Below are 24,252 nucleotides of genomic sequence, written 5' to 3'. Positions count from 1 at the left end.
GGCCGCTCGTGAAGAGTCAGGGGGCTCGGGACGGAAATGAACCTGGGGACCGGAGACTCAGGACTGCTCGCGGCAGGCGCGGTACAGGTCCTTCCACTCGGTGCGTTCCTTGACGACGGTCTCGAGGTATTCGTTCCAGACGACCTGGTCCTGCACCGGATCCTTGACGATCGCGCCGAGCAGCCCGGACGCCACGTCGCGCGGACGCAGCACGCCGTCGCCGAAGTGGCCGGCCAGCGCCATGCCGCTGTTGATCACGGAGATCGCCTCGGCCGTCGACAGCGTGCCGCTGGGCGACTTCAGCTGTGTCTTGCCGTCCTCGGTGCGGCCGTTGCGCAGCTCGCGGAAGATCTGCACGATGCGGCGCACTTCCTTGAGGGCCGGCGGCTCGGCGGGCAGCTGCAGCGCGACGCCCAGCTCGGCCACGCGCTTGACGACGATGGACACCTCGGCGTCCTCGCTCGCCGGCACCGGCAGCACCACGGTGTTGAAGCGGCGCTTCAGCGCGGCGGACAGTTCGTTGACGCCCTTGTCGCGGTTGTTGGCCGTGGCGATCACGCTGAAGCCGCGCGTGGCCTGCACCTCCGAACCGAGCTCGGGCACCGGCAGCGTCTTCTCCGACAACACGGTGATCAGGCAGTCCTGCACGTCGGCGGGGATGCGCGTCAGTTCCTCGATGCGCGCGATCTTGCCGTCGCGCATCGCCTTCATCATCGGGCTGGGCACCAGGGCCGCCTCGCTGGGTCCGTTGGCCAGCAGCTGCGCGTAGTTCCAGCCGTAGCGCAGCTGTTCCTCGCCGGTGCCGGCGGTGCCCTGGATCAGCAGCGTCGAATCGCCGCTGACCGCCGCGGCCAGATGCTCCGACACCCACGACTTCGCAGTGCCCGGCACACCGTACAGCAGCAGCGCGCGATCGGTCGCGAGCGTGGCGACGGCGATCTCCATCAGCCGCTCGTCGCCGATGTACTTGGCGCTGACCTCGAAGCCGTTCTCCAGCGTCCCGCCCATCAGGTAGCGCAGCACGGCCCACGGCGACATCGCCCAGTTCTCCGGACGCGTGCGCGTGTCCTGGCGCTTCAGCTCGGCGAGCTCCTCGGCGAACTGGTGCTCCGCGTGGCGGCGCAGCAGCTGCGAGGCGGCGGCGGTCTCGGTGGAAGTCGTCATGAGGTCCTCGGGATCGGATCGGGTGAAAGGGCGAGCAGGACACGGCGCAGCGCGGCCGTCCGCGCGACGGCCTGCAGTTGTTCCGCGTGGGCGGCGGTCTCGTCGGCGGCGCGGAGCTCGGCCAGCGACGCATACGCGGGCAGGCTGTCGGCATGCACGACCGCGCCGAAGTCGGCCAGCATCGCGCGCACGGCGTAGTCGTCCTTCAGCGTGCCGGCGCGGGCGCGCGTCAGCAGTTGCGCGGTCAGCGCCTGCGAGAGGTCCGCGCCGAGCGTCTCGCCGCCGCTCGCGGCCGCGATCAACGCCGACAACGGCAAGGAGCCCTGCTGGAGGTGCCGCAACCAGTGGCGCTCGCGGCGGGCCTGCGGCAGCCAGCTGAGCGCCTGCGCGGTCTGATGCATCTGCAGCGGGACGTTCAGCTGCGCCGGATTGGCGGCGGACGCCTGCAGCGCGTCGAGGAAGGCTTCGCACCACTCGACCTCTCGCGTCGCAGCGAGCGCATCGAACCAGCCCCGCATCAGCGCGTCGGCCCAGTCGGTCTTGGCGGCCCAGCCGAGCAGCTCGGTGGGCGTCATCGAGGTCGTCGCGGTCCACCAGCCCAGCGGCACCTGGCGCACAAGTTGATAGAGCCACCAGGCGCGCTCACCAAGCTTCTCGGCGGACGGGCGCGCGGCGACGATCTGATCGGACGCCCAGTCGGAGGCCGCGGCTTCGGGCGCATCGATGACCCAGTGCTGGCGCAGCAGCGCGCGCTCGCGGCGCAGCAGCGGCGTCAGCCGGTCGACGGCGCGCCGCGGATGGGCGGCGTCGGGCAGGCGCAGCAGCAGGTCGAGCGCGACGTCGCGCACCTCGCGGCTGCGATCGGCGCGCAGCCGCTCGAGCAGCGCCTCGTCCGCCATGCCGAGTCCGACCGCCAGCTGCGCCGCCAGGTCGGCGCGCTCTTTCGCGGAGAGTTCCGTCAGCGCGGCCTCCAGCCGGCTCCGGCCCGCGGCGGCATCGGCGGCGCGTTCACGCGCCAGGAACGCGCGGCGCTGTTCCAATGTGCCTTCGGTCCAGTGCGTCTCGCCGGGCGCATCGCCGGCGGCGCCGGCGGCGTACTGCCAGTCCTCGCGCTGCCGCGCCAGCCACAGCCCGCGCTCGCCGAGCACCGGCAACAGCGGCGCGCGCAGCGCGACGGAGCGCCGGCCGATATCGAGCGCCAGCGGCAGCAGCATCTCGGGCAGGCGCAGACCCGCGGCAGCCAGATCCGTGAACACCTGCTGCTGGAGGCGCCCGGGCGCCTCGGTCAGGGCCCAGCGCAGCAGCAGTCGAAGCGAGCCGGCGGCGCCGTCGACGCCGTCGATGCGCTCCGGCACGGCGTCCAGGCGATCGTCCGCGGCTGGCTCTGGCAGCGGCGCGGTCCAGGCGCGGTCCTGCGTGCCAGCGGCCTCGCAGGGTGCGATGACGGCCATCGTGCGCAAGACCTGACCCGACGGATGGCCCGCGACGTCGGGAGCCTGAGCCACGAGCGCCACCAGCGCGCCGATGTCGCCAGGCCATTCGGGCAAGGGTCCCGGCTGTCGATCCGTGCCCACCATCGCGATGGGCAGCAGCGGCGTCCAGGCGCTCATGCGGTGCTCCTCACCCATGCCGGGCCGGTCGTGTCCGACCGCCACGCGGTCAACGGGCGCAGGCCGCGGCCGTCCCATTCGCCCATCACCGCCAGCGGATGGCCGCCGGCGACGGCCATCAGCGACCACCAGTCGGCATCGCCGACCTGCAGCGGCACGGCGCGGCCGTCGGCGACCAGATGCCGACCCGATTCGGACGCGACCGGCGTCGCGTTCGTGAGCACGACCGGATGCAGCACCGCGAACGGGTTGGCGGCCACGCGTTCGGCGACGCGCTGCCACTCGTCTTGCCATGCGCCTTGCCACGCGTCGGAGCCGGCGAGGCGCACATCCCTCACATCGCTCACCTTGCTCACCTCGTCGGCCACGCCCTCGGGCTCGGATGGCGGTGAGGCGTCGGCGATCAGCGCGCGAAGGGGCGCATTTCCCGGATAGAAGGCGAGCGTGAGGTCGGCGGCGATGCCGGGCAGCCACATGCCTTCGAAACCGCGACCGCCGTGTGCGTGATCGAGCAGCCAGGCGCGTCGGCCCGAGCGCGCGCCGTGCAGCCAGACGCGGCGTTCGTTCAGGCGACCCTCGCGCTCCTCGACGATCACGCCGAGCACGGTCCAACGGTCGGTGACGCGTTCGCCGAGGGCGAGCACGTCCGCCTGTTCGAGCGGCCAGCCGCAGACGGTGCGCAGGTCCGCCTGAACGGGCTCGGGCAGCGTCTCGCGACGGGCGATGCCCTCGCTCGCGAGCTGCAGCAACCCGAGGCGCACGAGCGTCCGTTCGGGCCAGTCGGCGCCGACGCGCCAGCCGTCGGCGGCGGCCACGATGCGCTGGCCGAGACCGGGCGCCTGCGCGTCCACCATCCGCGCCGCCATCGTGCGCCAGCCGCGGATCGCGGCATCGTCGATTGCGCCAAGACCACGACCGACTTGATCGCCGAGCCAGCGCTGCAATTCGCAAGCGGCGTCTTCGATGCGACGCCACCGTTGCAACTCGCGCTTGAGCGCGGTGTCGGGATCGGCGAGCGTCGACGTGGCCTGCGCAGGATCGACGCCGTCGGCGATCTGGGCGGCGCGTTCGGTGGCGCGTTCAACGGCCTTCTGATCGCGCTCTTCCTTCTTCTGCGCGCGTTCGCCGCGCGAGGCGATCCATTCGGAGACCCAGGCGGGCGCTTCGCCGGCGGTGAAGCGGGAGGCATCCTGCGCGCGCAGCATCAACAACGCGAGGCCGTGCTTGCAGGGGAACTTCCGGCTGGGGCAGGAGCAGCGGAAGGCCGGCCCGCTGAGGTCGACCTGCGTCTGATACGGCTTGGAACCGCTGCCCTGGCACTCGCCCCAGACGGCGGCGTCATCGGCGCCGAGCAACGGCCACTTGGCCGGCGAGGTCAGTCCCCGCGCGGCCTTCGCCGATGCCTCGTCCGGCGCCATCGCCAGCACGCCCTCCATGGTCAGCGACATGCTGGCCCGCTCCCTGTCGAATCGTTGTGGGTGAGTTCGGAGGCGAGTCTAGCCGCAGTGAATGACACCCGCGTCCGCCCGGTTCTTCAGGCAGCTCTGCGATCGCGGCGCTGTTCGCGTTGGCACGTAGACTTCCCGCCGAACGAAGAACAGGGAACCTGGAAGAGGGAGAACGTCATGTCGATGAGGAGGCAGATGCGGCGGTGGCTGGGCGCCATGCCAGGCGCACTGGCGCTGGCATTCACGATGGGCGCCGGGAGTGCCGCAGGAGCCACTCCGAAAGTCATTCCGGCCGGTCCGCTGTTGACCGCTGGGACCATCGCGTATCAATTCGCGGTCTATTTTCCGGAGAAGGCGTCCACGCCTCCGATGGAGGCACTGCGTCGGGCATTGAAGAACGCGGCCGGTGCGCCGACGCTGTCGCAGAAGCTCGATGAGCCGCCGAAGACCTCCATCGTGAGGGCGACGCTCAACGAGAACGTGGCTACGACCTACGCCCCGCCGGACGCGTCGCCTAGATAGTTGGTCGGGAGACATGCCCGACGTTTCGCAGCAGACCGTTGTCCACGCCTATCAGGACGACGGCAAACTCGTTCGCGCGATCTCATTGGGCATGGTCAAGTTCGGTCTCCCTGACGTGGTTGTGGCGCAATTCCCCTGGTCGTCGAACGCCCGCATGGGATGGCTGCTGAATGCTTTCGCCCAGCGCCTGGGCGAAGGCGCAGCCATGGGTGCACAGGGTCGCTTCGAGCTCGATCTCCGCGCCATCCAACACGGCGACGTCCGGCAGCGGCTACTCGATCAGCTATCGGCCAAGGGCTCAGGCAAGGCCGCGCTGCTGGTGGTTGCCGGCTCGCGCGAACGAGGCGATCCGGAGAACCGATTGTTGTCGTTGCGCCTTGATCACGTCTCGGGCAAGGACGAGGGCGCGCGCCAGGACGCCTTGCTGACCGGACTATTCGGCTCGGTCGAGCAACCCGTGTCGTGGATACGGAGCGATGACGCGGCACTGGCGGCGGCGAGCAACGCAGCAAAGACGAAGCTTCCGGCATTGCGCGACGCCTTCAACAAGGGGCTGCAGCCTGGCGAGTTCATCCAGGTCAAGGCCCCCTTCAGACGGCCGGAGGGTGGCGTCGAATGGATGTGGGTGGAAGTCGTCACCTGGTCCGGCGATTCCATCACCGGCATGCTGAAGAACGAGCCGGCCGGGATCCCCGCACTGCACGCAGGACAGCAAGTGCAGGTCTCCCAACGCGACCTGTTCGACTACTTCCGTCGTTATCCCGACGGCCGATTCGAGGGCAACGAGACGAGCAAGATCATCGAGCGGATGCGCTAAGTCTTTCCCCGACGCAGCATGTCGCCCGCGACAGCGACAGAACAGCGACCGTCGCCGTCAGGGCTGCGTCTTGAACGCCTCAAGCTGCTTGATGCGCAGCTGCGCGTGCTCACGCATGCAGCCGAGGTACTGCAGGTTGCGGATCGAGCCTTCGGACCACAGGTCGAGCACCGCCTTGCAATCGGCCTCGCGGAACTTGACCCACAGGCGCTGCGCGGCGACGAGGCTGTCCTTCGGCTTCGCAGGCTTGGCGCCGCCGACTTTAGCCGGCGTCGCCGCCAGCACGCGGCGATAGACGTCGTTGAGCTGCTTCTCGACCTGCTGCTGCTCCTGCGCGGCGCAGTCGTTCATGTCGACGGTGCTCACGGCGTTGGCACAGTCGAGTGCATGCGCGGCGGACGCTGCGGACATCACAAGCGCGGCGAAGGCAAGTCGTCGGGCAATGGCGCGGTCAAGTCGGAGGACGTTACTCGTCATGAAGGCTCCTTGTGGTCAGGGGAAAGTGAGGCTCGAAAGGCGGCGTGCATGCGATCAGGATCCTCGGCAGCGGCCACATGGATGACGACCAGCTCGTCCAGTGGCTCCACCGGGTGACTCGCGCATCGGATCGCGAAGTCGAAGACCTCGCTCAGCGGCTGATCGTCGTGCCAGGTCGTCATGACGAACGCATTCGCTGGCACATCGCCGTAGTCGAACTTCTCAAGGCAGGACCAGTCCATCGCATCATCCCAACTGCTCGCAGCCACGCCCCACGCCATGGCGTAGAGGCAACCTTCGGCAACGAGCCAGTCGCTGATGCGACTCTGCTGGCTGGCGGTCACGGCGACCTCGGCCACGATCACCGCGCGGAACGGCGCACGCGTCGCGAGTGCAGGCAAGGCCGCATTTGGATCGACGTGGAAGTAGATCGGCAATTGATCGTCGATGAAGGCCCGCCTGTGTGCCCTGGTTTCGCGTCATTTCATTGTTGCGCGTGGAACGGATGACCTTCGACAGCGGCACGTCCCGTCGCATGACGGTCCAATCGTCGCATGTCCCTTTTCAAGACCACCGTCGCAGTCTTGCTGGCCATTGCCAGCCATCAGGTGTGGGCCGCTCCTCCTCCCTTCAGTTGTCCAAGCGAATGGGCATCCACCAAACAAGAGGCGTCAGAAGTGCCAGAAGGCTTCGTCGTCGCGCGCGAAGCGCCTGAGGTCAAGCACACCCTCGGCGGCTTCCAGATCAACCAGGGCCCCATCGAAGAGCACCAGGGCGCCATCTACGACGATCTGAAGACCCGGCGCGACGCCAAGGGCGGCCTCACCGAGACGTTGATCTGGAACGTCTCGACGCTTGATCGTCCGCTCGCGATATGCAGCTACACCGGCACGCGGCTCGTGTTGACGCGACCGCTTGCGGGCTATGCCCGATGCACGGCCACCATGCGCAAGGAACCCGGCGCCATGATGACCATCCGCTCTGTCGACTGCCGCTGAAGGTGCCCTCGACATCCTTCACGACCATCGCGACCTGCGCGTTCCACAAGGCCGGCGCATTGAAGCGCCACGCCGCCGCGCCCCTCGGATCAGGGGGCGCGCCTATCGGCCTTAGGGATGTCGCTCCCGCCCCTCATGGCTAGGCTCTCAGTCTTCCTCGAGGCGGCCGTCCGGCCGGATGCGTCGCGCCCGGGAAGCTTCCTGAGGATCCCGCCATGGCCAAGTCCGCGAAACCCGCCACGCCTGCCAAGCCCGCGAAGCCCGACAAGGCGAAGAAAGCCGTCAAAGTGAAGAAGACCGACAAGGCCGCCGACACGACCAACCTCAGCGTCGTGCCCATCGTGCCTGAAGGGAAGATCTGCAAGCCCTTCCTGCTGGAGGTGATGGTCTTCAGCCCCGAGTCGGGCTTCAAGTTCAAGGTCATCGTCGAGCGCTCCTGCACGCCCACCGCCGACCCGATCTGGAAGCTGGTCTTCGACCTGTACAAGATCGTCGACGACAAGGAGGTGCAGATCGTCCACGTGTCCTATACCGCCGGCACGCCCGTGGAGAGCCAGGCCGTGGCCACCATGGCGCGCGAAGGCGTCAAGCCGGAGCAGGCCACCGTCCTCGTCCAGGACGTGCACCCCGCCGCCCGCGCCGTCGCCGGCAAGACCACGCCCCCGACGACCGAGCAGAAGGAAGCCCTGCACGGCGCGATGGCCGACGTGCTCAAGATCGAGTTCTGAGCCCGCTCATGCGACGGCGTCTGTTGCGGCCGCGGCGCCAGCTGCTGGGCAGCGTGCTCGCGCTGGCCACGTCGGCCGGCCTGGCGTCGCTCGCCCGGGGCGCGGAGCCGCCGCCGGTGTCGATCGAGTTCAACGGGCCACCCGGCATCCCGAGCCGTCTGGCCGCGCCAGGCGCGATGTCGCGGGTCGAGGCATCGGATCTGCGGGTGCGCCACGTCCGCATCAAGAGTCGATGGGCCGACGCGTCGACCTTGCCAATCGCCGCCTGCGATGTGCTGACGAATGACAAGATCTCGGCCGCCATGAACGCGCTCCGGCAACAGATCGTCACCGGCCCCGCCGCGACCGGCGTGCTCGGACAGCAAGGTCGTGCGGAGGTGCTTTGCATCGGCGTCGCGTACGACCTGTCCCCCGGCCGCGGCGACGAGTGCCCGGGCGGCGGACCGACGGTCGGCGTCACGCTGGAGCCGTACCACGTGCGCGTCGACCTCGCGCGCCTCGGCGACAACGTGCTGCCGATCCCGCGCGCCGGCACGGCCTCGCTGTACGACCACGTGCCTGCGGCGCTGCGCCGCTTGGATCCTCAGGTCGGCGCCGGCTATGACGAGGCCTTCGGCCCCACCGTCACCGCTGCCATCCGGATGCCGCTGCCGCTGACGGATGCGGCGAAGTCGCCGATGGGCTTGAGCCTGCGCCACGAGCAGTCGACCCGCAGCGATTTCCATCGCAGCGAAGGGCGACTCGCGTACCGCCATCAGCCGGCTGCGCGCGATGCGCAGGACGTCGTCCAGGAACTGCGCGTCTTCGCCAACGCGATCGACCGGCGCGAGCCGATGCTCGGCGGCGAACTGCAACGCAGCGCCGGCGAAGCCGGGCTGGGCGTCACGATGAAGCCGGCGATCGGCGTGCGGGTGGCGCTCGACGGTTCCTGGCAGGCGGGACGGGACGAGAGCACCTTCGCGAGCGGTGCGGACACCCGCGCCGACACCCGCGCCGACACGCGTCGCCTGACCGCGCGCGTGCTGACCGAGTGGATGGTCCCGCGCGCCGAAGGCGTGCTTCGCGCCGGACTGTGGACCGAGCGCGTGCGGCCCGACGGCGTCGCATCGCTCGCGCGCTGGTCGGCGCGGCTCGGTTATGCGCGCGAGTTCTCGTCGGGCCGCGGACCGACCTGGGGGCTCGAGGTGATGGCCGGCGCCGGCCGCGTGTCCGATCGCGCGCCGGCGGTGGAACGTTTCTACGGCGGCGGCGCGAAGGGACAGTTCCTGTACGACGACCTGGGCAGTGCCGTGCTCAGCCGCGCGCCGGACGGCCCGCTGCTGCGCAGCGCGGGGCAAGGTCAGGCGGGACTGCCCGGTCAGCGCGGCGGCACGCGCTACTGGCATCTGAATGCGCAGGTGGCCATCCCGGTGAAGGCCTGGTCCTCACCGTTGATCCCGGATGAGCGCGTGGATCTGGGCGACACAGACAGCAACGGCAATCCCAGACCGCCTATCCCGCTGAAGACCCTGCTCGGCAATCAGCTGGACGTGAGCGGCCCGTCGATGCTGGTCGCGACACTCGTCGCCCAGGGGAAATCGAGCGAAGAGGCGAAGCGCGAGGCGGACGCGGCCTTCGACGAAGTCCGCCCCGCGGCCCATTTCATCATCGACAAGGCCAGTCTCCACGCTGTGCGTCCCTTGCTGCTGCTGGACGTCGCAGGCCTGTCCGACGGCGCGGGTGGGTTCAGCGCACGCTGGGTCGCCGTGGGCGCGGGCGTCGGCGTGACGGTCGTGACCGCGCGGCTGGAAGGCGGCTTCATGCGCACCGTCAGCGGCCCGGCCATCCAGGGCGGCCGCAACGCGGCCTTCCTCCGGCTGGTGTTCCAGAACCTGTTCTGAGCGTCCGCCTCAGCGCAGTCGCCTCAGCGCAGGCGCCTCAGGGCAGGCGTGCCAGCGCTTCCAGATACCGCGGCGCGAGCATCAGTTCATCCCAGGTCAGCGGCGCCGACTGCGGCACCAGCGCCGCGCGGCGGGCCTCGCTGTCGATCGCCGGCGTCCATGCGCCCTTCGCCTGCGCGTCGGCCAGGCCGTCGAGGAGCTCGTCGATCGCGCGACCGCCCTGCTCCAGGCTCTGGTTGCACAGCAGCACCAGGTCGCAGCCCGCGCCCAGGGCCGCGAGCGCCGCCTCGGTGTAGCCCACCGGACGGCCTTCGATCACGCGCGCCGCGGCCATGCCGAGGTCGTCGCTGAACACCGCGCCGGCGAAGCCCAGCCGGTCGCGCAGGATGTCCTGCAGCCAGCGCCGGCTGAAACCGGCCGGCCGGCTGTCCACCTTGCGATAGACCACGTGCGCCGGCATCACCGCCGACAGGCTCAGGCTCAGCCACTCGAAGGGCCGCACGTCCTCCGCCAGGATCGCCTTGAGCGAACGCGTGTCCACCGGCACGCCCACATGCGAATCGACGCTCACCGCGCCGTGCCCCGGGAAGTGCTTGCCGCAGCTTCCCATGCCCGCCAGCGCCAGGCCCTGCATCAGACTCTGCGCCAGCAGGCTCACCACGCGCGGGTCGCCGTGGAAGCTGCGCGAACCGATCACCGGACTGATCGACTGCCGGCCCTCGTCCTGATGGTCCAGGTCGAGCACCGGCGTGAAGCTCATGTCGACGCCGCAAGCCCGGAGTTCCAGCGCCAGCACCAGGCCGGTCGCCGTCGCGGCCTGGATCGCCCGCATCGCGTCATCCATCCACAGCTCGCCGAGCGCGCGCATCGCCGGCAGCGCCGTGAAACCGTCCGTGCGGAAACGCTGCACACGGCCGCCTTCCTGGTCCACCGCGATCAGCAGATCGGGGCGGAGGGACTTCGCCTCGGCGCACAGCGAGGTCAGCTGCGCGCGGTTCTCGAAATGGCGCGCGAACAGGATCATCCCGCCCGTCAGCGGATGCGCCAGCCGGCGGCGGTCGTCCGCCGTCAGCGTCGTCCCGGCGATGTCCAGGATCACGGGCGAATGCAGATGCTCGGTCATTGAGGGTGTCTCTTTCATTTTCAATCGCGGGTCTCGACGACCACGAACGCCGTCGCATAGTCGGTCTCGTCGCTCACGCTGACATGCGCGCTCAGTCCCTTGGCCTCGAACCACTCGGCCAGCGCGCCGTGCAGCTGGATCCCCGGCTTGCCGCTGCGCGCCTTGACGATCTCGCAGGCGCGCCAGGTCATCGGCATGCGCATGCCCATGCCGATCGCCTTGGAGAACGCCTCCTTGGCCGAGAAGCGCGTCGCCAGGTACGCGATGCCCCGCGCCTCGACCTTGGCGTAGCGCTCGCGGAACACTTCCATCTCGTGCGGGCCCAGCACCTTCTCGGCGAAACGCACGCCGCGCCGTTGGAGGGTCTCCCGGATGCGCCGGATGTCGCAGACGTCCGTGCCGATGCCGTAGATCATCGCGATCCTTTCATGCGCAGCGCGTGCGCGCTTGGTGCCCGCTCTGTGGGCATCTGGTGCGGAAGTGCAATCAGACGTATGCGCGCTGGATGCAGCGCTGGTAGTCGCGCACCGCCTCGGTGTAGCCGAGCTCCAGCGCGTCCGCGATCAGCGCGTGGCCGATCGAGACCTCCGACACCCCCGGCACCTCGCGCAGGAAGCGCGTCAGGTTGTCGCGGTTCAGGTCGTGGCCCGCGTTGATGCCCAGGCCCTGCGCCAGCGCGGCGCGCGCCGTGGCGGCGAAGGCCGCGGCCACCTCGGCTTCGCGCGGCGTGCCGAAGGCGCTCGCCCAGGTCTCGGTGTAGAGCTCGATGCGGTCCGCGCCCACGGCGGCCACATGGACCATCGCCTCCGGCAGCGGATCCATGAACAGGCTCACCCGCACCCCCAGCGACTTGCACTCGGCGATCATCGGACGCAGGCGTTCAGCGTCGGCCGGCAGGTTCCAGCCGTGGTCGGAGGTGAACTGGTCCTCGCCGTCCGGCACGAAGGTCGCCTGGTGCGGCTTCACCTCGCGGATGAAGTCCATCAGGTTCTGCGTCGGATTGCCCTCGATGTTGTACTCGGCCTGCGGCCAGGCCTTCATCAGGGCGGCGAGCTCGCGCACGTCGTCGGCGCGGATGTGGCGCGCGTCGGGCCGCGGGTGCACCGTGATGCCCTGCGCGCCGGCCTCCAGGCACAGCTGCGCCGCGCGCGTCACGCTGGGGATGCCCAGGTGCCGGGTGTTGCGCAGCAGCGCGACCTTGTTGACGTTGACCGAGAGCGCGCATCGCGCGTCGTGACGGCCGGATTCGGGAGCGATCAGCGGATTCATGTGAGCAGCTTCTGGACGTCGAGCAGCACTTGCCGCGTCCGCAATGGACGATGCCCCAGATGATAGTGAAGCAAGGCGCGCGACAAGGGCTTCAATGCCGGACCCGCGAGTTCGCAGGCCTGTTGCAGCGCCGCCTGGCTGCCGTGCAGCAGCGCCGCCTGGAGCTGGATGAAGGCCTGACCCGTCAGCTGCGGTGCGTCGTGGGTGGGCACGATCACGCCGGATTCGGGCGCCAGCATGTAGGGCCGCTCCGGATCGAGCGGCGCCTGCGTCGTCGACAGCACGCTCAGGTCGGGCAGCAGGCCGCAGATCGCCAGCATCTTCAGCTCGAAGGCGCGCAGCGCCGCCTGCGCGTCGTCCACCGACCGCAACTGCGGCAGCAAGGCTGCGTAGGCGTCGAAGAGCTCCGGCTGCGCGTCCTGGCGTGGCAGGAACTTGAGCAGCAGCTCGTTGACGTAGTAGCCGCTGAACAGCGCGGCACCGCTGGGCAGCGTCTGCCCGCCGACCCACTCCGCGCCGCGCAGCGACTGCACTTCGGCCGCGCCGTCCTCGTTCATCTTCGACGGCCTGGACAGCGTCACCTGCAGGCGCAGGAAGGGCAGCAGCACCGATCGCAGCTGGGAATACGGCCGCTTCGCGCCCTTCGCGACCACCGCCAGCCGGCCGTGCTCCCGGCTGAACAGGTCCAGCACGAGGCTGGTCTCGCTCCAGTCGTAGTGATGCAAAACAAAAGCCGCCTGCGTCGCGGGCGGCTTCGGGGCACGTGTGGCCATGCGGGATGTCTGCGATGTCTTCAGCGACCGCGCCGGCGGATCACTCGTAGCCGTAGCTTCTGAGATGCTCTTCGGAGTCGGCCCAGCCGGACCGCACCTTCACCCAGAGCTCCAGGAACACGCGCGCGTCCCACAGCTTCTCAAGTTCCTGGCGGGTCTCGGAACCGATGCGCTTCAGGCGCTCGCCGCCCTGGCCGATGATCATGCCCTTCTGGGCGTCGCGCTCGACCACGATGGTCGCGGCGATGCGGCGCAGGTTGCCCTCCTCTTCCCAGCGATCGATGATCACCGTGGCTTCATAGGGCAGCTCGTCGCCGGTCAGCCGGAAGAGCTTCTCGCGGATCATCTCCGCGGCCATGAACTTCTCGCTGCGGTCGGTGAGCGCGTCTTCCTCGTAGAACCATTCCTGGCTCGGGAGGTAGGGCTTCAGGATCTGGAACAGGCGCTGCACGTCCGAGTCCTTCTTGGCCGACAGCGGCACGAACTCGCTGAAGTTGCGACGCTCCTGCATGCTCTTGAGCCAGGGCATCATCTCGGCACGGCGCGTGACCGCGTCCAGCTTGTTGGCGATCAGCACCACCGGCTTGTCCTTGGGCAGCAGCGACAGCACCTTCGCGTCGTCCAGGCCGAAGCGGCCCGCCTCGACGACGAAGAGCACCAGGTCCACGTCCGACAGCACGCCCTGGACCGTGCGGTTCAGGTTGCGGTTCAACGCGCTGCTGTGCTTGGTCTGGAAACCGGGGGTGTCGACGAAGACGAACTGCGCCTCGTCGACGGTGCGCACGCCGGTGATCCGGTGACGCGTGGTCTGCGCCTTCTTCGAGGTGATCGAGACCTTCTGACCGACCAACGCATTCAGCAGCGTCGACTTGCCGACGTTGGGCCGGCCGACGATCGCGATCAGGCCGCAGCGCAGGTCGCCCTCGTACGGCATCGCGCCGATGCCGCCCTGGACCTCGGGCAGCCCCTCGCCGGCGTCGCCCGCGTCGTCCTCGTCGAGTTCGTCGGCCTCGTCGAGTTCGTCGTGGGCGCTCGCGTCGGCGTCGTGGTCCAGCGGCGTTTCAGCGTCGTGCGGCGTGGCGGGGTCGTGCGGGGCGTTCAGATCGGGATCCTCGGAAACAGGGGCATCAGAAAGGGAAGCAGACGGGGACGCCGGCTTCGGCGTCCTCGGGGTGGTCGGTGCATTCATCGCGGGCTCCGCGTCAGTCGCGCAGGCCGGTACCGGGTCGATCGCCGGCGAGGAGCTCTTCCAGCACCTGCCGGGCCGCCTCCTGCTCGGCGATCCGGCGCGAACGGCCCTCGCCGCGGCGCGACAGCGTCAGCGCGGGCACTTCGCATTCGACGGTGAAAGTCTGCGCGTGGGCCTGGCCCCGCGTCTCGGCGATGCGGTAGGTCGGCACCGGCAGCTTGCGCGCCTGCAGCCATTCCTGCAGCGCGGTCTTCGAATCCTTGGCCCACTGCTCGATGCCGCTCGCGGCGATGGTCTCGCCCAGCAGCCCGCGCACGATCTCGCGCGCGGCCTCGTACCCGCCGTCCAGGAACGCCGCGCCGATCACGGCTTCCAGCGCGTCCGCCAGGATCGACGGCCGCTGGCCGCCGCCGCCTCGGGCCTCGCCTTCGCTCATCCGCAGCGCCTCGGGCATCTGCAGTGTCAGGGCGAGCCGGTGCAGGCTGTCCTCGCGCACCAGGTGCGCGCGGATGCGCGTCAGGTCGCCCTCGTCGGAACCGGCGAAGCGATCGAAGAGCAGCGCCGACACCGTCAGGTTGAGCACCGCGTCGCCAAGGAATTCCAGGCGCTCGTTGTGCTGCTGGCCGAAGCTGCGATGCGTCAGCGCGCGCTGCAGCAGACCCGGCTGCGTGAAGCGGTAGCCGAGGCGTTGCTGGAGGGCGTCGAGCGCTTGCGGGGTCATGGCCGGAGGTCGGTGGGTCGGGTCGATGGGGTCGATGGGATCAGCGGCGTCAGCGGGACTCGCCTTTGTACTTGATCACCAGGAACACCGGGCCGAACAAGGGCACTTCCTTGTCGTAGGCAAAGCTGATCTTCACCTTGTCGTCGACCTTGGTGATGACCAGGTCCTTGGGCTCGATGCTGACGATCGAATATTCGATCTGCTTGGTGCGCTCGAACGAATCGCGCGCCGCCGGCACGGTCGGCGGGCTGTCCTTGGCGATCTTGTCGATCGCCCGCTGGATGGTGTAGTACTCCATCAACGTCGGCACCACGCGCAGCAGGATCACCGACCCGCCGCCGATGATCACCGCCCAGAACAGCAGTCCCAGCAGGCTGATGCCCCGTTGAATCTTCCGTGCCCTCATCACGTCTCGCTCCGGTGGTTGTCGTTGGCGAACAGAGTAGTCGATCGTCGACCGGCCGTGGTCGGACCGGTGTGTCAGTCCGTGTGTCGGTCGGTGTGTCGGTCGGTACGTCGGTCGATGTGTTGGTCGATGTGTCGGTGGGTATGGCAGCCGGCGTTACTGGATGCCGCCGATGCGCTTCAGGCTGCCGAAGTTCATCCACACCACGAAGGCCCGGCCGACGATGTTCTCATCCGGCACGAACCCCCAGAACCGCGAGTCCTGCGAGTTGTCCCGGTTGTCGCCCATCATGAAGTAATGGCCGGCCGGCACCTTGCAGGTCACGCCTTCCAGCGTGTACTTGCAGTTCTCGTTGTACGGGAAGTCATACATCTTGCCGATGCGGCCCTGCGGCTGCGCATCCACCAGGATCTGGTGCTCGACCGGACCCAGCTTCTCGGTATAGCGCGAACGGAAGCGCATCGAGTTCGGATCCTCGTCGAAGAACTCGCCCTGCGCGACCGTCTCGACCTGCTTGCCGTTCACGTACAGCTTCTGGTTCAGGTAGGCGATCTCGTCGCCCGGCAGGCCGACGGCACGCTTGATGTAGTCGATGCTCGGGTTCTGCGGATAGCGGAACACGACCACGTCGCCGCGCTGCACGTCGTTGTTGCTGATGATCTTCTTGTTGATCACCGGCAGGCGCACGCCGTAGTGGAACTTGTTGACCAGGATCAGGTCGCCGATCAGCAGCGTCGGCACCATCGAGCCGGACGGGATCTTGAACGGCTCGAACATGAACGAGCGCAGCAGGAAGACGATCAGGATCACCGGGAACAGGCCGGCGGTCCAGTCCAGCCACCAGGGCTGGCGCAGGATCTCCTCGCGGGCGCCTTCGACGTCGCCGTCGACGCGCTGGATGCCCTGCGCGGCCAGCGAGGCGCGACGCTGTTCGTCGTTCCTGGCCAGTTGCGCCGCCGCGCGCTCGCGCGACGGCTGGAAGTGGAAGCGCTCGGCCAGCCAGTAGGCCAGCGTCACCGTGGTCAGGATCAGCAGCAGCAGCGAGAAGTTGCCGTTCCAGTAGCCCTGGTACCAGCCGCCCAGGTAGGCGATCAGGGTCACGTACAGCAACCCGGTCAGTGCGCTCATGGCTTTCATGCGGAGACTTATTCTTCGACTTGGAGGATGGCCAGGAAGGCTTCTTGCGGCACCTCCACCGAACCGATTTGCTTCATGCGCTTCTTGCCGGCCTTCTGCTTCTCCAGCAGCTTGCGCTTGCGGCTGATGTCGCCGCCGTAGCATTTTGCCAGCACGTTCTTGCGCAGCGCCTTGATGTTCTCGCGCGAGATGATGTTGGCGCCGATGGCCGCCTGGATGGCCACGTCGTACATCTGGCGCGGGATGATCTCGCGCATCTTGGCCGCCACTTGGCGGCCGCGGTACTGCGACTGCGCCCGGTGCACGATCAGCGACAGCGCGTCGATGCGGTCGCCGTTGATCAGCATGTCGACCTTGACGACGTCGGACGCGCGGTATTCCTTGAACTCGTAGTCCATCGACGCGTAGCCGCGCGAGACCGACTTCAGCTTGTCGAAGAAGTCCAGCACGATCTCCGCCAGCGGGATCTCGTAGGTCAGCATGACCTGGCGACCGTGGTAGGCCATGTTCAGCTGCACGCCGCGCTTCTGGTTGGCCAGCGTCATGACCGCGCCGACGTACTCCTGCGGCATGTACAGGTGGACCGTCACGATCGGCTCGCGGATCTCGGCGATCTTGCTCTGCTCCGGCATCTTCGAGGGGTTCTCCACCTCGATCACTTCACCGTCGCCCAGCTGGACCTCGTACACCACGCTGGGCGCGGTCGTGATCAGGTCCTGGTCGAACTCGCGCTCCAGGCGTTCCTGGACGATCTCCATGTGCAGCAGGCCGAGGAAGCCGCAGCGGAAGCCGAAGCCCAGCGCCTGCGAGACCTCCGGTTCGAAACGCAGCGACGCGTCGTTCAGCTTGAGCTTCTCCAGCGCGTCGCGCAGCTGGTCGTACTCGCTGGCTTCGGTCGGGTACAGGCCGGCGAAGACCTGGGGCTGGATCTCCTTGAAGCCGGGCAGCGCCTCGGTGGCCGGACCCAGGTTGTTCGGGAGCTTCTTTTCCAACGTGATGGTGTCGCCCACCTTCGCCGCGGACAGTTCCTTGATGCCGGCGATGATGAAACCGACCTCGCCCGCGTTGAGCTGGTCGCGCTTCTCCGACTTGGGCGTGAACACGCCCAGGTGCTCGGCCGGGTAGATGGCGTTGGTCGCCATCATGCGGATGCGTTCGTTCTTCTTCAGCGTGCCGTCCACCACGCGGACCAGCATCACGACGCCGACGTAGTTGTCGAACCAGGAGTCGATGATCATCGCGCGCAGCGGCGCCTCGACCGTGCCCTGGGGCGGCGGCATGCGGGCGATGACCGCCTCGAGGATCTCGTCGATGCCCATGCCGGTCTTGGCCGAGCACGGGATCGCGTCGGTGGCGTCGATGCCGATGACTTCCTCGATCTCCGCCTTCGCGCCGTCGGGATTGGCCGACGGCAGGTCCATCTTGTTCAGCACCGGCACGACTTCGACACCGAGCTCCAGCGCGGTGTAGCAGTTGGCCACCGTCTGCGCCTCGACGCCCTGGCTCGCATCGACCACCAGCAGCGCGCCTTCGCAGGCGGACAGCGAGCGGCTCACCTCGTACGAGAAGTCCACGTGTCCGGGCGTGTCGATCAGGTTCAGGTTGTAGACCTGGCCATCAGCCGCCGTGTACTGCAGCGCGGCGGTCTGCGCCTTGATCGTGATGCCGCGCTCGCGCTCGATGTCCATCGAGTCCAGCACCTGCGCTTCCATCTCCCGATCCGACAGTCCGCCGCAGCGCTGGATGATCCGGTCGGCCAACGTGCTCTTGCCGTGGTCGATGTGGGCAATGATGGAGAAATTGCGGATGTGGTTCATGGACTCGGACGGAGACCGCGCGGTTCGTCCGCCACACCTCAGCGACGCTCGAGCGGCGCACGCTGATGCATGCTGAAACATGCTGGGGACGGTCGGTCGAGGCGGTGATGCAGGACCCTTCGCAGGACCTGAACGGGACATAAAAAAAAGGCACGTCTAAACGGTGACGCGCCTTCCAACAAAACGTATGGCAACTGCTTGTTGGGCTTTCATTGTAGCCAAAAGCCCCGCCCTGGAAACCGCATGGATGCGAGCTTCTCGCGCGTTGCCCTTCGCCAACAGCGATTTTGTGCACAGGTTATCCACAAAACGCGGGGACATCCTGTGGATCGCTGAGCCCATCAAAATGATGCCTTCCGATTCACCGTCGGAACAGCGACAAAGCTGCCCGAACGCGGCTGGATTGTAGCGGAGCGGGGCACCAATACCCCATCGCTGCCCCGCCTTGGTCACATCCGTTAGCAAGCACCAACCGACGTCGAGTTGTGCACCGGATCACCCATCGACGGCCAGATTTTCCGCATTGCGGAAAGCCCCATGCCGGCGCTAGGTTGACCCGGACTGCTTCAACCCTTGCCGGGCTTCAGCACGACGTAGGTCGCGACCTCGCCCCGGCGCACCAGCATCTGGAGCGACTTGCCCTTCTCGAGCTTGGCCAGCGCCGCCTGGAACTGCTTGACCGTCTTCACCTCGGCGTTGTTGACCGAGAGGATCACGTCGCCAGTCTTCAAGCCGGCGCGCGAGGCCGGACCGTCGACGGTGTCGATGCGCAGGCCGCCGTCGACCTTGAGTTCCTTGCGCTGCGCCTCGGTCAGTTCGCTCACCGTCAGGCCCCAGGCCGACGCGCCGGTGGCGGCCGGTGCCTCGGCTTCCGGCGTCGCCGCCGCGCGGTCATCCGGCAACGCGTCGAGCGTCGCGGTCAGGTCCTTGTAGGCGCCCCGGCGGAACACCTGCAGCGGCACCTTGGTGCCGGGCTTGGTCGCCGCGGCGAGCCGGCGCAGGTCGACCGCCTTCTCCACGGCCTTGCCGTCGAACTTCGTGATCACGTCGCCCAGCTGGAGGCCGGCCTTCTCCCCCGGGCCGGCCGGCGTGATGCGGCTGATCAGCGCGCCCTGCGGCTTGCCCAGGCCGATGGCCTCGGCGACCTCCTTGCTGACGTCGTCCGGATAGACGCCCAGCATGCCGCGCGTCACGCGGCCGCCAGCACGCAACTGGTCGGCCACGCGCATCGCCTCGTCGATCGGGATCGCGAACGAGATGCCCATGAAGCCGCCCGACTGGCTGTAGATCTGCGAGTTGATGCCCACGACCTCGCCGCGCAGGTTCAGCAGCGGACCGCCGGAGTTGCCCGGGTTGATCGCCACGTCGGTCTGGATCAGCGGCAGCAGGTCGCCGGTATCGCGTGCCTTGGCGCTGACGATGCCGGCCGTCACGGTGTTGTCGAAACCGAACGGCGAACCGATGGCCATGACCCATTCACCGACCTTGAGCCTGCCCACGTCGCCCATGCGCAGCATCGGCAGGTTGCTGGCCTCGATCTTGAGCACCGCCACGTCGGTGCGGCGGTCCAGGCCGATCACCTTGGCCTTGAACTCGCGCTTGTCGGTCAGCGTGACCGTCACCTCGTCGGCATCGTCGACGACGTGCGCGTTGGTCATCACGAAGCCGTCCGCGCCGATCACGAAACCCGAGCCCAGCCCGCGACGCTGCGGCGCGTCCTCGTCGTCATCGTCGTCCGGGGTCGGCGCGGGCGCGGGGGCCGCTCCTGGCGGCGCGCGGCGCTGCGGCGGCACGGGGATGCCGAAGCGGCGCAGCAGTTCGCGCATCTGCTCGTCGATCTGCGCGTTGGCGACCTTGACCTTCTCCGACGTCCGGATGTTGACGACGGCCGGTCCGGCCTGTTCGACCAGGGCGCTGAAGTCGGGCAGCGCACGCGCGAGATCGGGGGCGGCAACCGGCACCGAAGCGGCGACGGGGGCGGCGGCCGTGGCGGCCGTGGCGGGTGCGGCCGGCTTGGTCGCGGTCTGCGCGGCAGCGCCCAGCGAGGCGCCCATCAAGGTGGCGCCGGCGAGCGCCAGGGCAAGACGTCGAAGGGAACAGATGCGATCGGAATTGAGCATGAACACTCGCAGGTGGCGATGCAAAAACGGAAGGCCCACATCATGCCCGGAATTCAGAAACGACATGGTGTCAGCCGGCAGCGAGAAAGAGGTGGAGCCTGAGCGACGGCCACTGCGCTTCGTGCGCGCGTCGCGACAGCGCGATCCAGCGCTCCGGGGGCGTGCGACCGCGGACACCTTCAGCATCGGTCGCGGCGTTGAGCCGCAACAGCATCCACTGTTCGAGGTCGATGACGACGTCCGGCGTGATGGCAAGCGGCTCTCCCGCGCGCTGCCACCACCATTGCGCGCCGTCCCACCGGAGCAAGGCCCGGCCCCGCGCGCGGACCGGCAGCGCCGCGCCCGCCAGGGCGGCGAGCGGCAGGCCCAGCCACGGTCCGATGCCGTCGGCGACGCCCGCCTGGAGCAGCAAGGCAACGAGGGCCGCCGCCATGCCGCCGGACAGCATCGCGCGCTGCACGCGCACCCACCACGGATCGTCCGCCAATGAAAAACGCCGGGCGACGGCCCGGCGTGATGTCGAACGATCCGGCGTCATGGGTCGCCGTCCGTCTCGCGTTGGATCAGTTCAGGGAATCAGACCCGCTTGAAGATCAGCGTGCCGTTCGTGCCGCCGAAGCCGAAGTTGTTCTTCGCGGCGTACTCGATGGGCATCTTCCGCGCCTCGTTGGCGCAGTAGTCCAGGTCGCACTCGGGATCCTGGTTGAAGATGTTGATCGTCGGCGGAGCGACCTGGTCGTGCAGCGACATGACGGTGAAGACGGACTCGATGCCGCCCGCGCCGCCCAGCAGGTGGCCGGTCATCGACTTGGTCGACGACACCACCAGGCCGTTCTTCGCATGATCGCCGAAGGCCTTCTTGATCGCGTTGGTCTCGTTCGCATCGCCCAGGGGCGTGGACGTGCCGTGCGCGTTCATGTACTGGATCTGGTCCGCGTTCAGTCCGGCGTTGCGCAGCGCGTTGCGCATCGAGCGCGTCGGGCCGTCCACGTCGGGCGCGGTCATGTGATAGGCGTCGGCGCTCATGCCGAAGCCGACCAGCTCCGCATAGATCTTGGCGCCGCGCTTCTTGGCGTGTTCGTACTCTTCGAGCACCAGCACGCCGGCGCCCTCGCCCAGCACGAAGCCGTCGCGGTCCTTGTCCCAGGGACGGGACGCGGTCTTGGGGTCGTCGTTGCGGGTCGACAGCGCGCGGGCCGCGGCGAAACCGCCGACGCCCAGCGGCGACACCGTCGACTCGGAGCCGCCGGCGACCATGACGTCGGCGTCGCCCGCCTCGATCATGCGACCGGCGGTGCCGATGCTGTGCAGGCCCGTCGTGCACGCCGTGACGATGGCCAGGTTCGGGCCCTTGAACCCGCACTTGATCGAGACGTGGCCCGAGATCATGTTGATGATCGAGGCCGGCACGAAGAACGGACTGACGCGGCGCGGGCCGCGATTGGTCAGTTCCGCGTGGGTCTCCTCGATCATCGGCAGGCCGCCGATGCCGGAGCCGACGAGCACGCCGATGCGTTCCGCCAGTTCCGGGTCGAGCGCGTCGCCGGTGGGCAGCCCCGCGTCGCGGATCGCCTGCAGCGACGCCGCCAGCCCGTAATGGATGAACGTATCCATGTGGCGGGCTTCCTTCGCGGGGATGTAGTCATCCACCTTGAAGTCCTTGACCTCTCCCGCGAAATGGCAGGCGAGGACCGAGGCATCGAAACGGGTGATGGTGTCGATGCCGGACTTGCCAGCCACGATGTTGGCCCAGCCTTCCTCGACCGTGTTGCCCACGGGCGAGATCAGGCCGAGACCGGTGACGACGACGCGACGACGGCTCATGCTGCTTGCTTACGCCTTCTGGTGCTTGACCGCGTAGTCGATGGCCAGCTGCACGGTGGTGATCTTCTCGGCCTCTTCGTCCGGGATCTCGATGCCGAACTCGTCTTCGAGGGCCATCACCAGTTCCACGGTGTCCAGAGAATCAGCGCCCAGATCGGCGACGAAGGCCTTTTCATTGGTCACATCGGCTTCGGGCACGCCGAGCTGCTCGGCGATGATTTTCTTGACACGTGCTTCGATATCGCTCATGACTCCTCCAGGAGGGGGTGGTTTGCTAGAACAACCCGGGATTCTAAGGCCTTAGAGTGGCGCCCCTAGTCGGACCTCCCGAGGCGCGCCCTCCACGATGGATGCGGCGCGCGCTCGCACTCTATCAGCCCTACACCGGCCGGGTGAATCCGGTGGGTGGGCCGCCCACGCCGCATGCGTGGGACGGGGTCCACCTCAATTCATGTACATGCCGCCGTTGACGTGCAGCTCCACGCCCGTGATGTAGCCGGCTTCCGGGGAAGCCAGGAACGCCACGGCGTGGGCGATCTCGGCCGGATCGCCCAGGCGGCCGGCCGGGATCTGGGCCAGCAGCGCGGTCTTCTGCGCCTCCGGCAGCACCTCGGTCATGTCGGTGGCGATGAAGCCGGGGGCGACGCAGTTGACGGTGACCGAGCGGCTGCCGAGCTCCCGGGCCAGGGCACGCGTCATGCCCGCGACGCCGGCCTTGGCGGCGGCATAGTTGGCCTGGCCGGCGTTGCCGGACGCGCCGACGACCGAGGTGATGTTGATGATGCGGCCGTAGCGCTGCTTCATCATCGGACGCATCACGGCGCGGCTGGCGCGGAACACGGCCTTCAGGTTGGTGTCCAGGACGGCATCCCAGTCCTCGTCCTTCATCCGCATGGACAGCATGTCCTTGGTGATGCCGGCGTTGTTGACCAGCACCTGGATGCCGCCGTCCTGGCTGACGATCGCGTCGATCAGCGCATTGACGGCCGCGCCGTCGTTGACGTTGAGGACCGCGCCACGGCCGCCGTGCGGCGCCAGTGCGTCGGTGATGGCCTGCGCGCCGGACTCGCTGGTCGCGGTGCCGATCACGACGAAGCCCTTCTGGGCCAGCGTCAGCGCGATCGCGCGGCCGATGCCACGGCTGGCGCCGGTCACCAGCGCAACGTGCTTGTTATCGGACGTGTTGTCGGACATGAGGAACCTCGGGAGGAATTCGGAAGGAAAGGACCGCAGTGCGCGCCGCGACTCAGGCCAGCAGCGCCTTGGCCTCGGCCAGCGAGGCCGGGTCCAGCACCGTGGCGCTGACCAGGTCGGCGTCGATGCGCTTGGCCATGCCGGCCAGCACCTTGCCGGGGCCGCACTCGATGACGGTGGTCAGGCCGCGCGCCTTGAGCGCCTGGACGACCTCGACCCAGCGCACCGGACCGAAGGCCTGGCGGAACAGCGCGTCGCGCAGCGCCTGGGCGTCGTCGGTCACGGCGACGTCGATGTTGTTGATCACCGGAAAGGCGGCCGGCTGGAACGACACGGCGGCGAGCTTCTCACGCAGGCGCTCGGCAGACGGCTTCATCAGGCTGGAATGGAACGGCGCCGACACGGGCAGCGGCAGCGCGCGCTTCGCGCCGGCGGCCTTGAGCGCCTCGTTGGCCTTCTCGACGCCGGCCTTCGAGCCCGCGATCACCGTCTGCTTGGGATCGTTGAAGTTGACGGCCTCGACGACCTCGCCCGACTCGGCGGCGATCTTCTGGCAGACCTCGCGGACCACGGCGGCGTCCAGGCCCAGGATGGCCGACATGGCGCCGGTGCCCACCGGCACGGCTTCCTGCATCGCCTGGGCGCGGAAGCGCACCAGCGGCAGCGCGTCGGCCAGGCTCAGTGCGCCCGCGGCCACCAGGGCCGTGTATTCGCCCAGCGAGTGGCCGGCGGCCGCCGACGGCACCCGGCCGGTCTCGGCGATCCAGGCGCGGTAGTTGGCAATGCCCGCGGTCAGCATCACGGGCTGGGTGTTGGTCGTCAGGTCCAGTTGGTCCTTCGGACCGTTCTTGATCAGCGCGCCGATGTCCTCGCCCAGCGCGGCCGAGGCCTCGGCCAAGGTGCGGACGACTTCGGGGTGATCGCCCCAGGCATCCAGCATGCCGACGGACTGCGAGCCCTGACCGGGGAAGACGATTGCGAAGTTCTTGCTCATGGTTGGCGTCCGAGACTGTCGATGAGGAGAGAGAAGCGCGC

25 protein-coding genes are annotated in these 24,252 nt (G+C 68.4%); 5 read left to right on the top strand and 20 right to left on the bottom strand.

The window, feature by feature from the left end:
* Positions 1-57: 57 nt before the first annotated feature.
* Genes AC07O8_RS10945 through AC07O8_RS10935 form a run of 3 tightly spaced genes read right to left on the bottom strand, consistent with a single transcriptional unit; the run spans position 58 to position 4,222 of the window.
* Positions 58-1,164 (bottom strand): ATP-binding protein, encoded by a 1,107-nt coding sequence (locus AC07O8_RS10945; RefSeq protein ID WP_495048029.1) that lies wholly within the window; start codon positions 1,162-1,164, stop codon positions 58-60.
* A complete protein-coding gene (locus tag AC07O8_RS10940; protein ID WP_495048028.1) occupies positions 1,161-2,774 on the bottom strand; it encodes a DUF5691 domain-containing protein in 1,614 nt (537 codons plus the stop codon). Before AC07O8_RS10940 ends, AC07O8_RS10945 begins: the two co-directional genes overlap by 4 nt.
* Positions 2,771-4,222, bottom strand: coding sequence for an SWIM zinc finger family protein (locus AC07O8_RS10935; RefSeq protein ID WP_495048027.1), 1,452 nt, complete (start codon positions 4,220-4,222; stop codon positions 2,771-2,773). The genes AC07O8_RS10940 and AC07O8_RS10935 overlap by 4 nt, the downstream gene beginning before the upstream one ends.
* Before the next feature lie 177 nt (positions 4,223-4,399).
* On the opposite strand from AC07O8_RS10935, the gene AC07O8_RS10930 reads away from it, so the two are divergent.
* On the top strand, positions 4,400-4,744 hold the full coding sequence (locus tag AC07O8_RS10930; protein WP_495048026.1) for a hypothetical protein: 345 nt from the start codon (positions 4,400-4,402) through the stop codon (positions 4,742-4,744).
* 13 nt (positions 4,745-4,757) lie between these two features.
* Entirely contained in the window at positions 4,758-5,561 is an 804-nt protein-coding gene (locus tag AC07O8_RS10925) for a DUF2314 domain-containing protein (protein WP_495048025.1), read from the top strand.
* A gap of 57 nt (positions 5,562-5,618) precedes the next feature.
* Here AC07O8_RS10925 and AC07O8_RS10920 read toward each other — a convergent pair whose 3' ends face one another.
* Entirely contained in the window at positions 5,619-5,972 is a 354-nt protein-coding gene (locus tag AC07O8_RS10920; protein ID WP_495048024.1) for a lysozyme inhibitor LprI family protein, read from the bottom strand.
* Between the two features lie 62 nt (positions 5,973-6,034).
* The gene (locus tag AC07O8_RS10915; protein ID WP_495048023.1) at positions 6,035-6,475 is read right to left on the bottom strand and encodes a DUF7684 family protein; all 441 of its coding nucleotides are present in this window, start codon (positions 6,473-6,475) and stop codon (positions 6,035-6,037) included.
* A 117-nt stretch (positions 6,476-6,592) separates the two neighbouring features.
* On the opposite strand from AC07O8_RS10915, the gene AC07O8_RS10910 reads away from it, so the two are divergent.
* From AC07O8_RS10910 to AC07O8_RS10900, 3 genes are all read left to right on the top strand, one after another.
* On the top strand, positions 6,593-7,036 hold the full coding sequence (locus tag AC07O8_RS10910; RefSeq protein WP_495048022.1) for an STY0301 family protein: 444 nt from the start codon (positions 6,593-6,595) through the stop codon (positions 7,034-7,036).
* Positions 7,037-7,251: 215 nt separating this feature from the next.
* Positions 7,252-7,764 carry a hypothetical protein gene (locus AC07O8_RS10905; RefSeq protein WP_495048021.1) on the top strand — a complete coding sequence of 171 codons (513 nt, stop codon included), beginning with the start codon at positions 7,252-7,254 and terminating at the stop codon, positions 7,762-7,764.
* An 8-nt stretch (positions 7,765-7,772) separates the two neighbouring features.
* Complete coding sequence (locus tag AC07O8_RS10900) at positions 7,773-9,644, top strand: hypothetical protein (RefSeq protein ID WP_495048020.1); 1,872 nt, start codon at positions 7,773-7,775, stop codon at positions 9,642-9,644.
* A gap of 37 nt (positions 9,645-9,681) precedes the next feature.
* On the opposite strand, the gene nagZ is transcribed toward AC07O8_RS10900, so the two are convergent.
* The 15 genes from nagZ to fabD all read right to left on the bottom strand — a co-directional run bounded on the left by nagZ (position 9,682) and on the right by fabD (position 24,211).
* Positions 9,682-10,767 carry a beta-N-acetylhexosaminidase gene (gene nagZ / locus AC07O8_RS10895; protein ID WP_495048019.1) on the bottom strand — a complete coding sequence of 362 codons (1,086 nt, stop codon included), beginning with the start codon at positions 10,765-10,767 and terminating at the stop codon, positions 9,682-9,684.
* A gap of 20 nt (positions 10,768-10,787) precedes the next feature.
* Positions 10,788-11,183: a holo-ACP synthase gene (gene acpS, locus AC07O8_RS10890; protein ID WP_495048018.1), complete on the bottom strand. Its 396-nt coding sequence runs from the start codon at positions 11,181-11,183 to the stop codon at positions 10,788-10,790.
* Positions 11,184-11,253: 70 nt separating this feature from the next.
* On the bottom strand, positions 11,254-12,036 hold the full coding sequence (locus tag AC07O8_RS10885; RefSeq protein WP_495048017.1) for a pyridoxine 5'-phosphate synthase: 783 nt from the start codon (positions 12,034-12,036) through the stop codon (positions 11,254-11,256).
* Entirely contained in the window at positions 12,033-12,809 is a 777-nt protein-coding gene (recO, locus tag AC07O8_RS10880) for a DNA repair protein RecO (protein ID WP_297526114.1), read from the bottom strand. The genes AC07O8_RS10885 and recO overlap by 4 nt, the downstream gene beginning before the upstream one ends.
* Positions 12,810-12,849: 40 nt before the next feature.
* Entirely contained in the window at positions 12,850-13,743 is an 894-nt protein-coding gene (era, locus tag AC07O8_RS10875) for a GTPase Era (protein WP_495048137.1), read from the bottom strand.
* Between the two features lie 268 nt (positions 13,744-14,011).
* Positions 14,012-14,719 (bottom strand): ribonuclease III, encoded by a 708-nt coding sequence (gene rnc / locus AC07O8_RS10870; protein WP_297526115.1) that lies wholly within the window; start codon positions 14,717-14,719, stop codon positions 14,012-14,014.
* Between the two features lie 49 nt (positions 14,720-14,768).
* Positions 14,769-15,125 (bottom strand): DUF4845 domain-containing protein, encoded by a 357-nt coding sequence (locus AC07O8_RS10865; protein WP_495048016.1) that lies wholly within the window; start codon positions 15,123-15,125, stop codon positions 14,769-14,771.
* Positions 15,126-15,281: 156 nt separating this feature from the next.
* Positions 15,282-16,253 carry a signal peptidase I gene (gene lepB / locus AC07O8_RS10860; RefSeq protein WP_495048015.1) on the bottom strand — a complete coding sequence of 324 codons (972 nt, stop codon included), beginning with the start codon at positions 16,251-16,253 and terminating at the stop codon, positions 15,282-15,284.
* A gap of 17 nt (positions 16,254-16,270) precedes the next feature.
* Positions 16,271-18,079 (bottom strand): translation elongation factor 4, encoded by a 1,809-nt coding sequence (gene lepA, locus AC07O8_RS10855; protein ID WP_495048014.1) that lies wholly within the window; start codon positions 18,077-18,079, stop codon positions 16,271-16,273.
* Positions 18,080-18,645: 566 nt separating this feature from the next.
* The gene (locus tag AC07O8_RS10850; RefSeq protein ID WP_495048136.1) at positions 18,646-20,133 is read right to left on the bottom strand and encodes a DegQ family serine endoprotease; all 1,488 of its coding nucleotides are present in this window, start codon (positions 20,131-20,133) and stop codon (positions 18,646-18,648) included.
* Between the two features lie 136 nt (positions 20,134-20,269).
* Positions 20,270-20,737: a hypothetical protein gene (locus AC07O8_RS10845; protein ID WP_495048013.1), complete on the bottom strand. Its 468-nt coding sequence runs from the start codon at positions 20,735-20,737 to the stop codon at positions 20,270-20,272.
* 38 nt (positions 20,738-20,775) lie between these two features.
* Complete coding sequence (fabF, locus tag AC07O8_RS10840; RefSeq protein WP_495048012.1) at positions 20,776-22,023, bottom strand: beta-ketoacyl-ACP synthase II; 1,248 nt, start codon at positions 22,021-22,023, stop codon at positions 20,776-20,778.
* 9 nt (positions 22,024-22,032) lie between these two features.
* On the bottom strand, positions 22,033-22,272 hold the full coding sequence (gene acpP, locus AC07O8_RS10835; RefSeq protein ID WP_058936430.1) for an acyl carrier protein: 240 nt from the start codon (positions 22,270-22,272) through the stop codon (positions 22,033-22,035).
* Positions 22,273-22,467: 195 nt separating this feature from the next.
* Entirely contained in the window at positions 22,468-23,217 is a 750-nt protein-coding gene (gene fabG / locus AC07O8_RS10830; protein ID WP_297526121.1) for a 3-oxoacyl-ACP reductase FabG, read from the bottom strand.
* A 52-nt stretch (positions 23,218-23,269) separates the two neighbouring features.
* Positions 23,270-24,211, bottom strand: a complete 942-nt coding sequence (gene fabD, locus AC07O8_RS10825) for an ACP S-malonyltransferase (RefSeq protein ID WP_495048011.1) — start codon at positions 24,209-24,211, stop codon at positions 23,270-23,272.
* Positions 24,212-24,252 lie beyond the last annotated feature (41 nt).

This window comes from Roseateles sp. GW821-FHT09G09 (genome assembly GCF_059415965.1).
The sequence above is the reverse complement of the archived record's forward strand: the minus strand, read 5'-3'. Positions and strand labels throughout refer to the sequence as shown.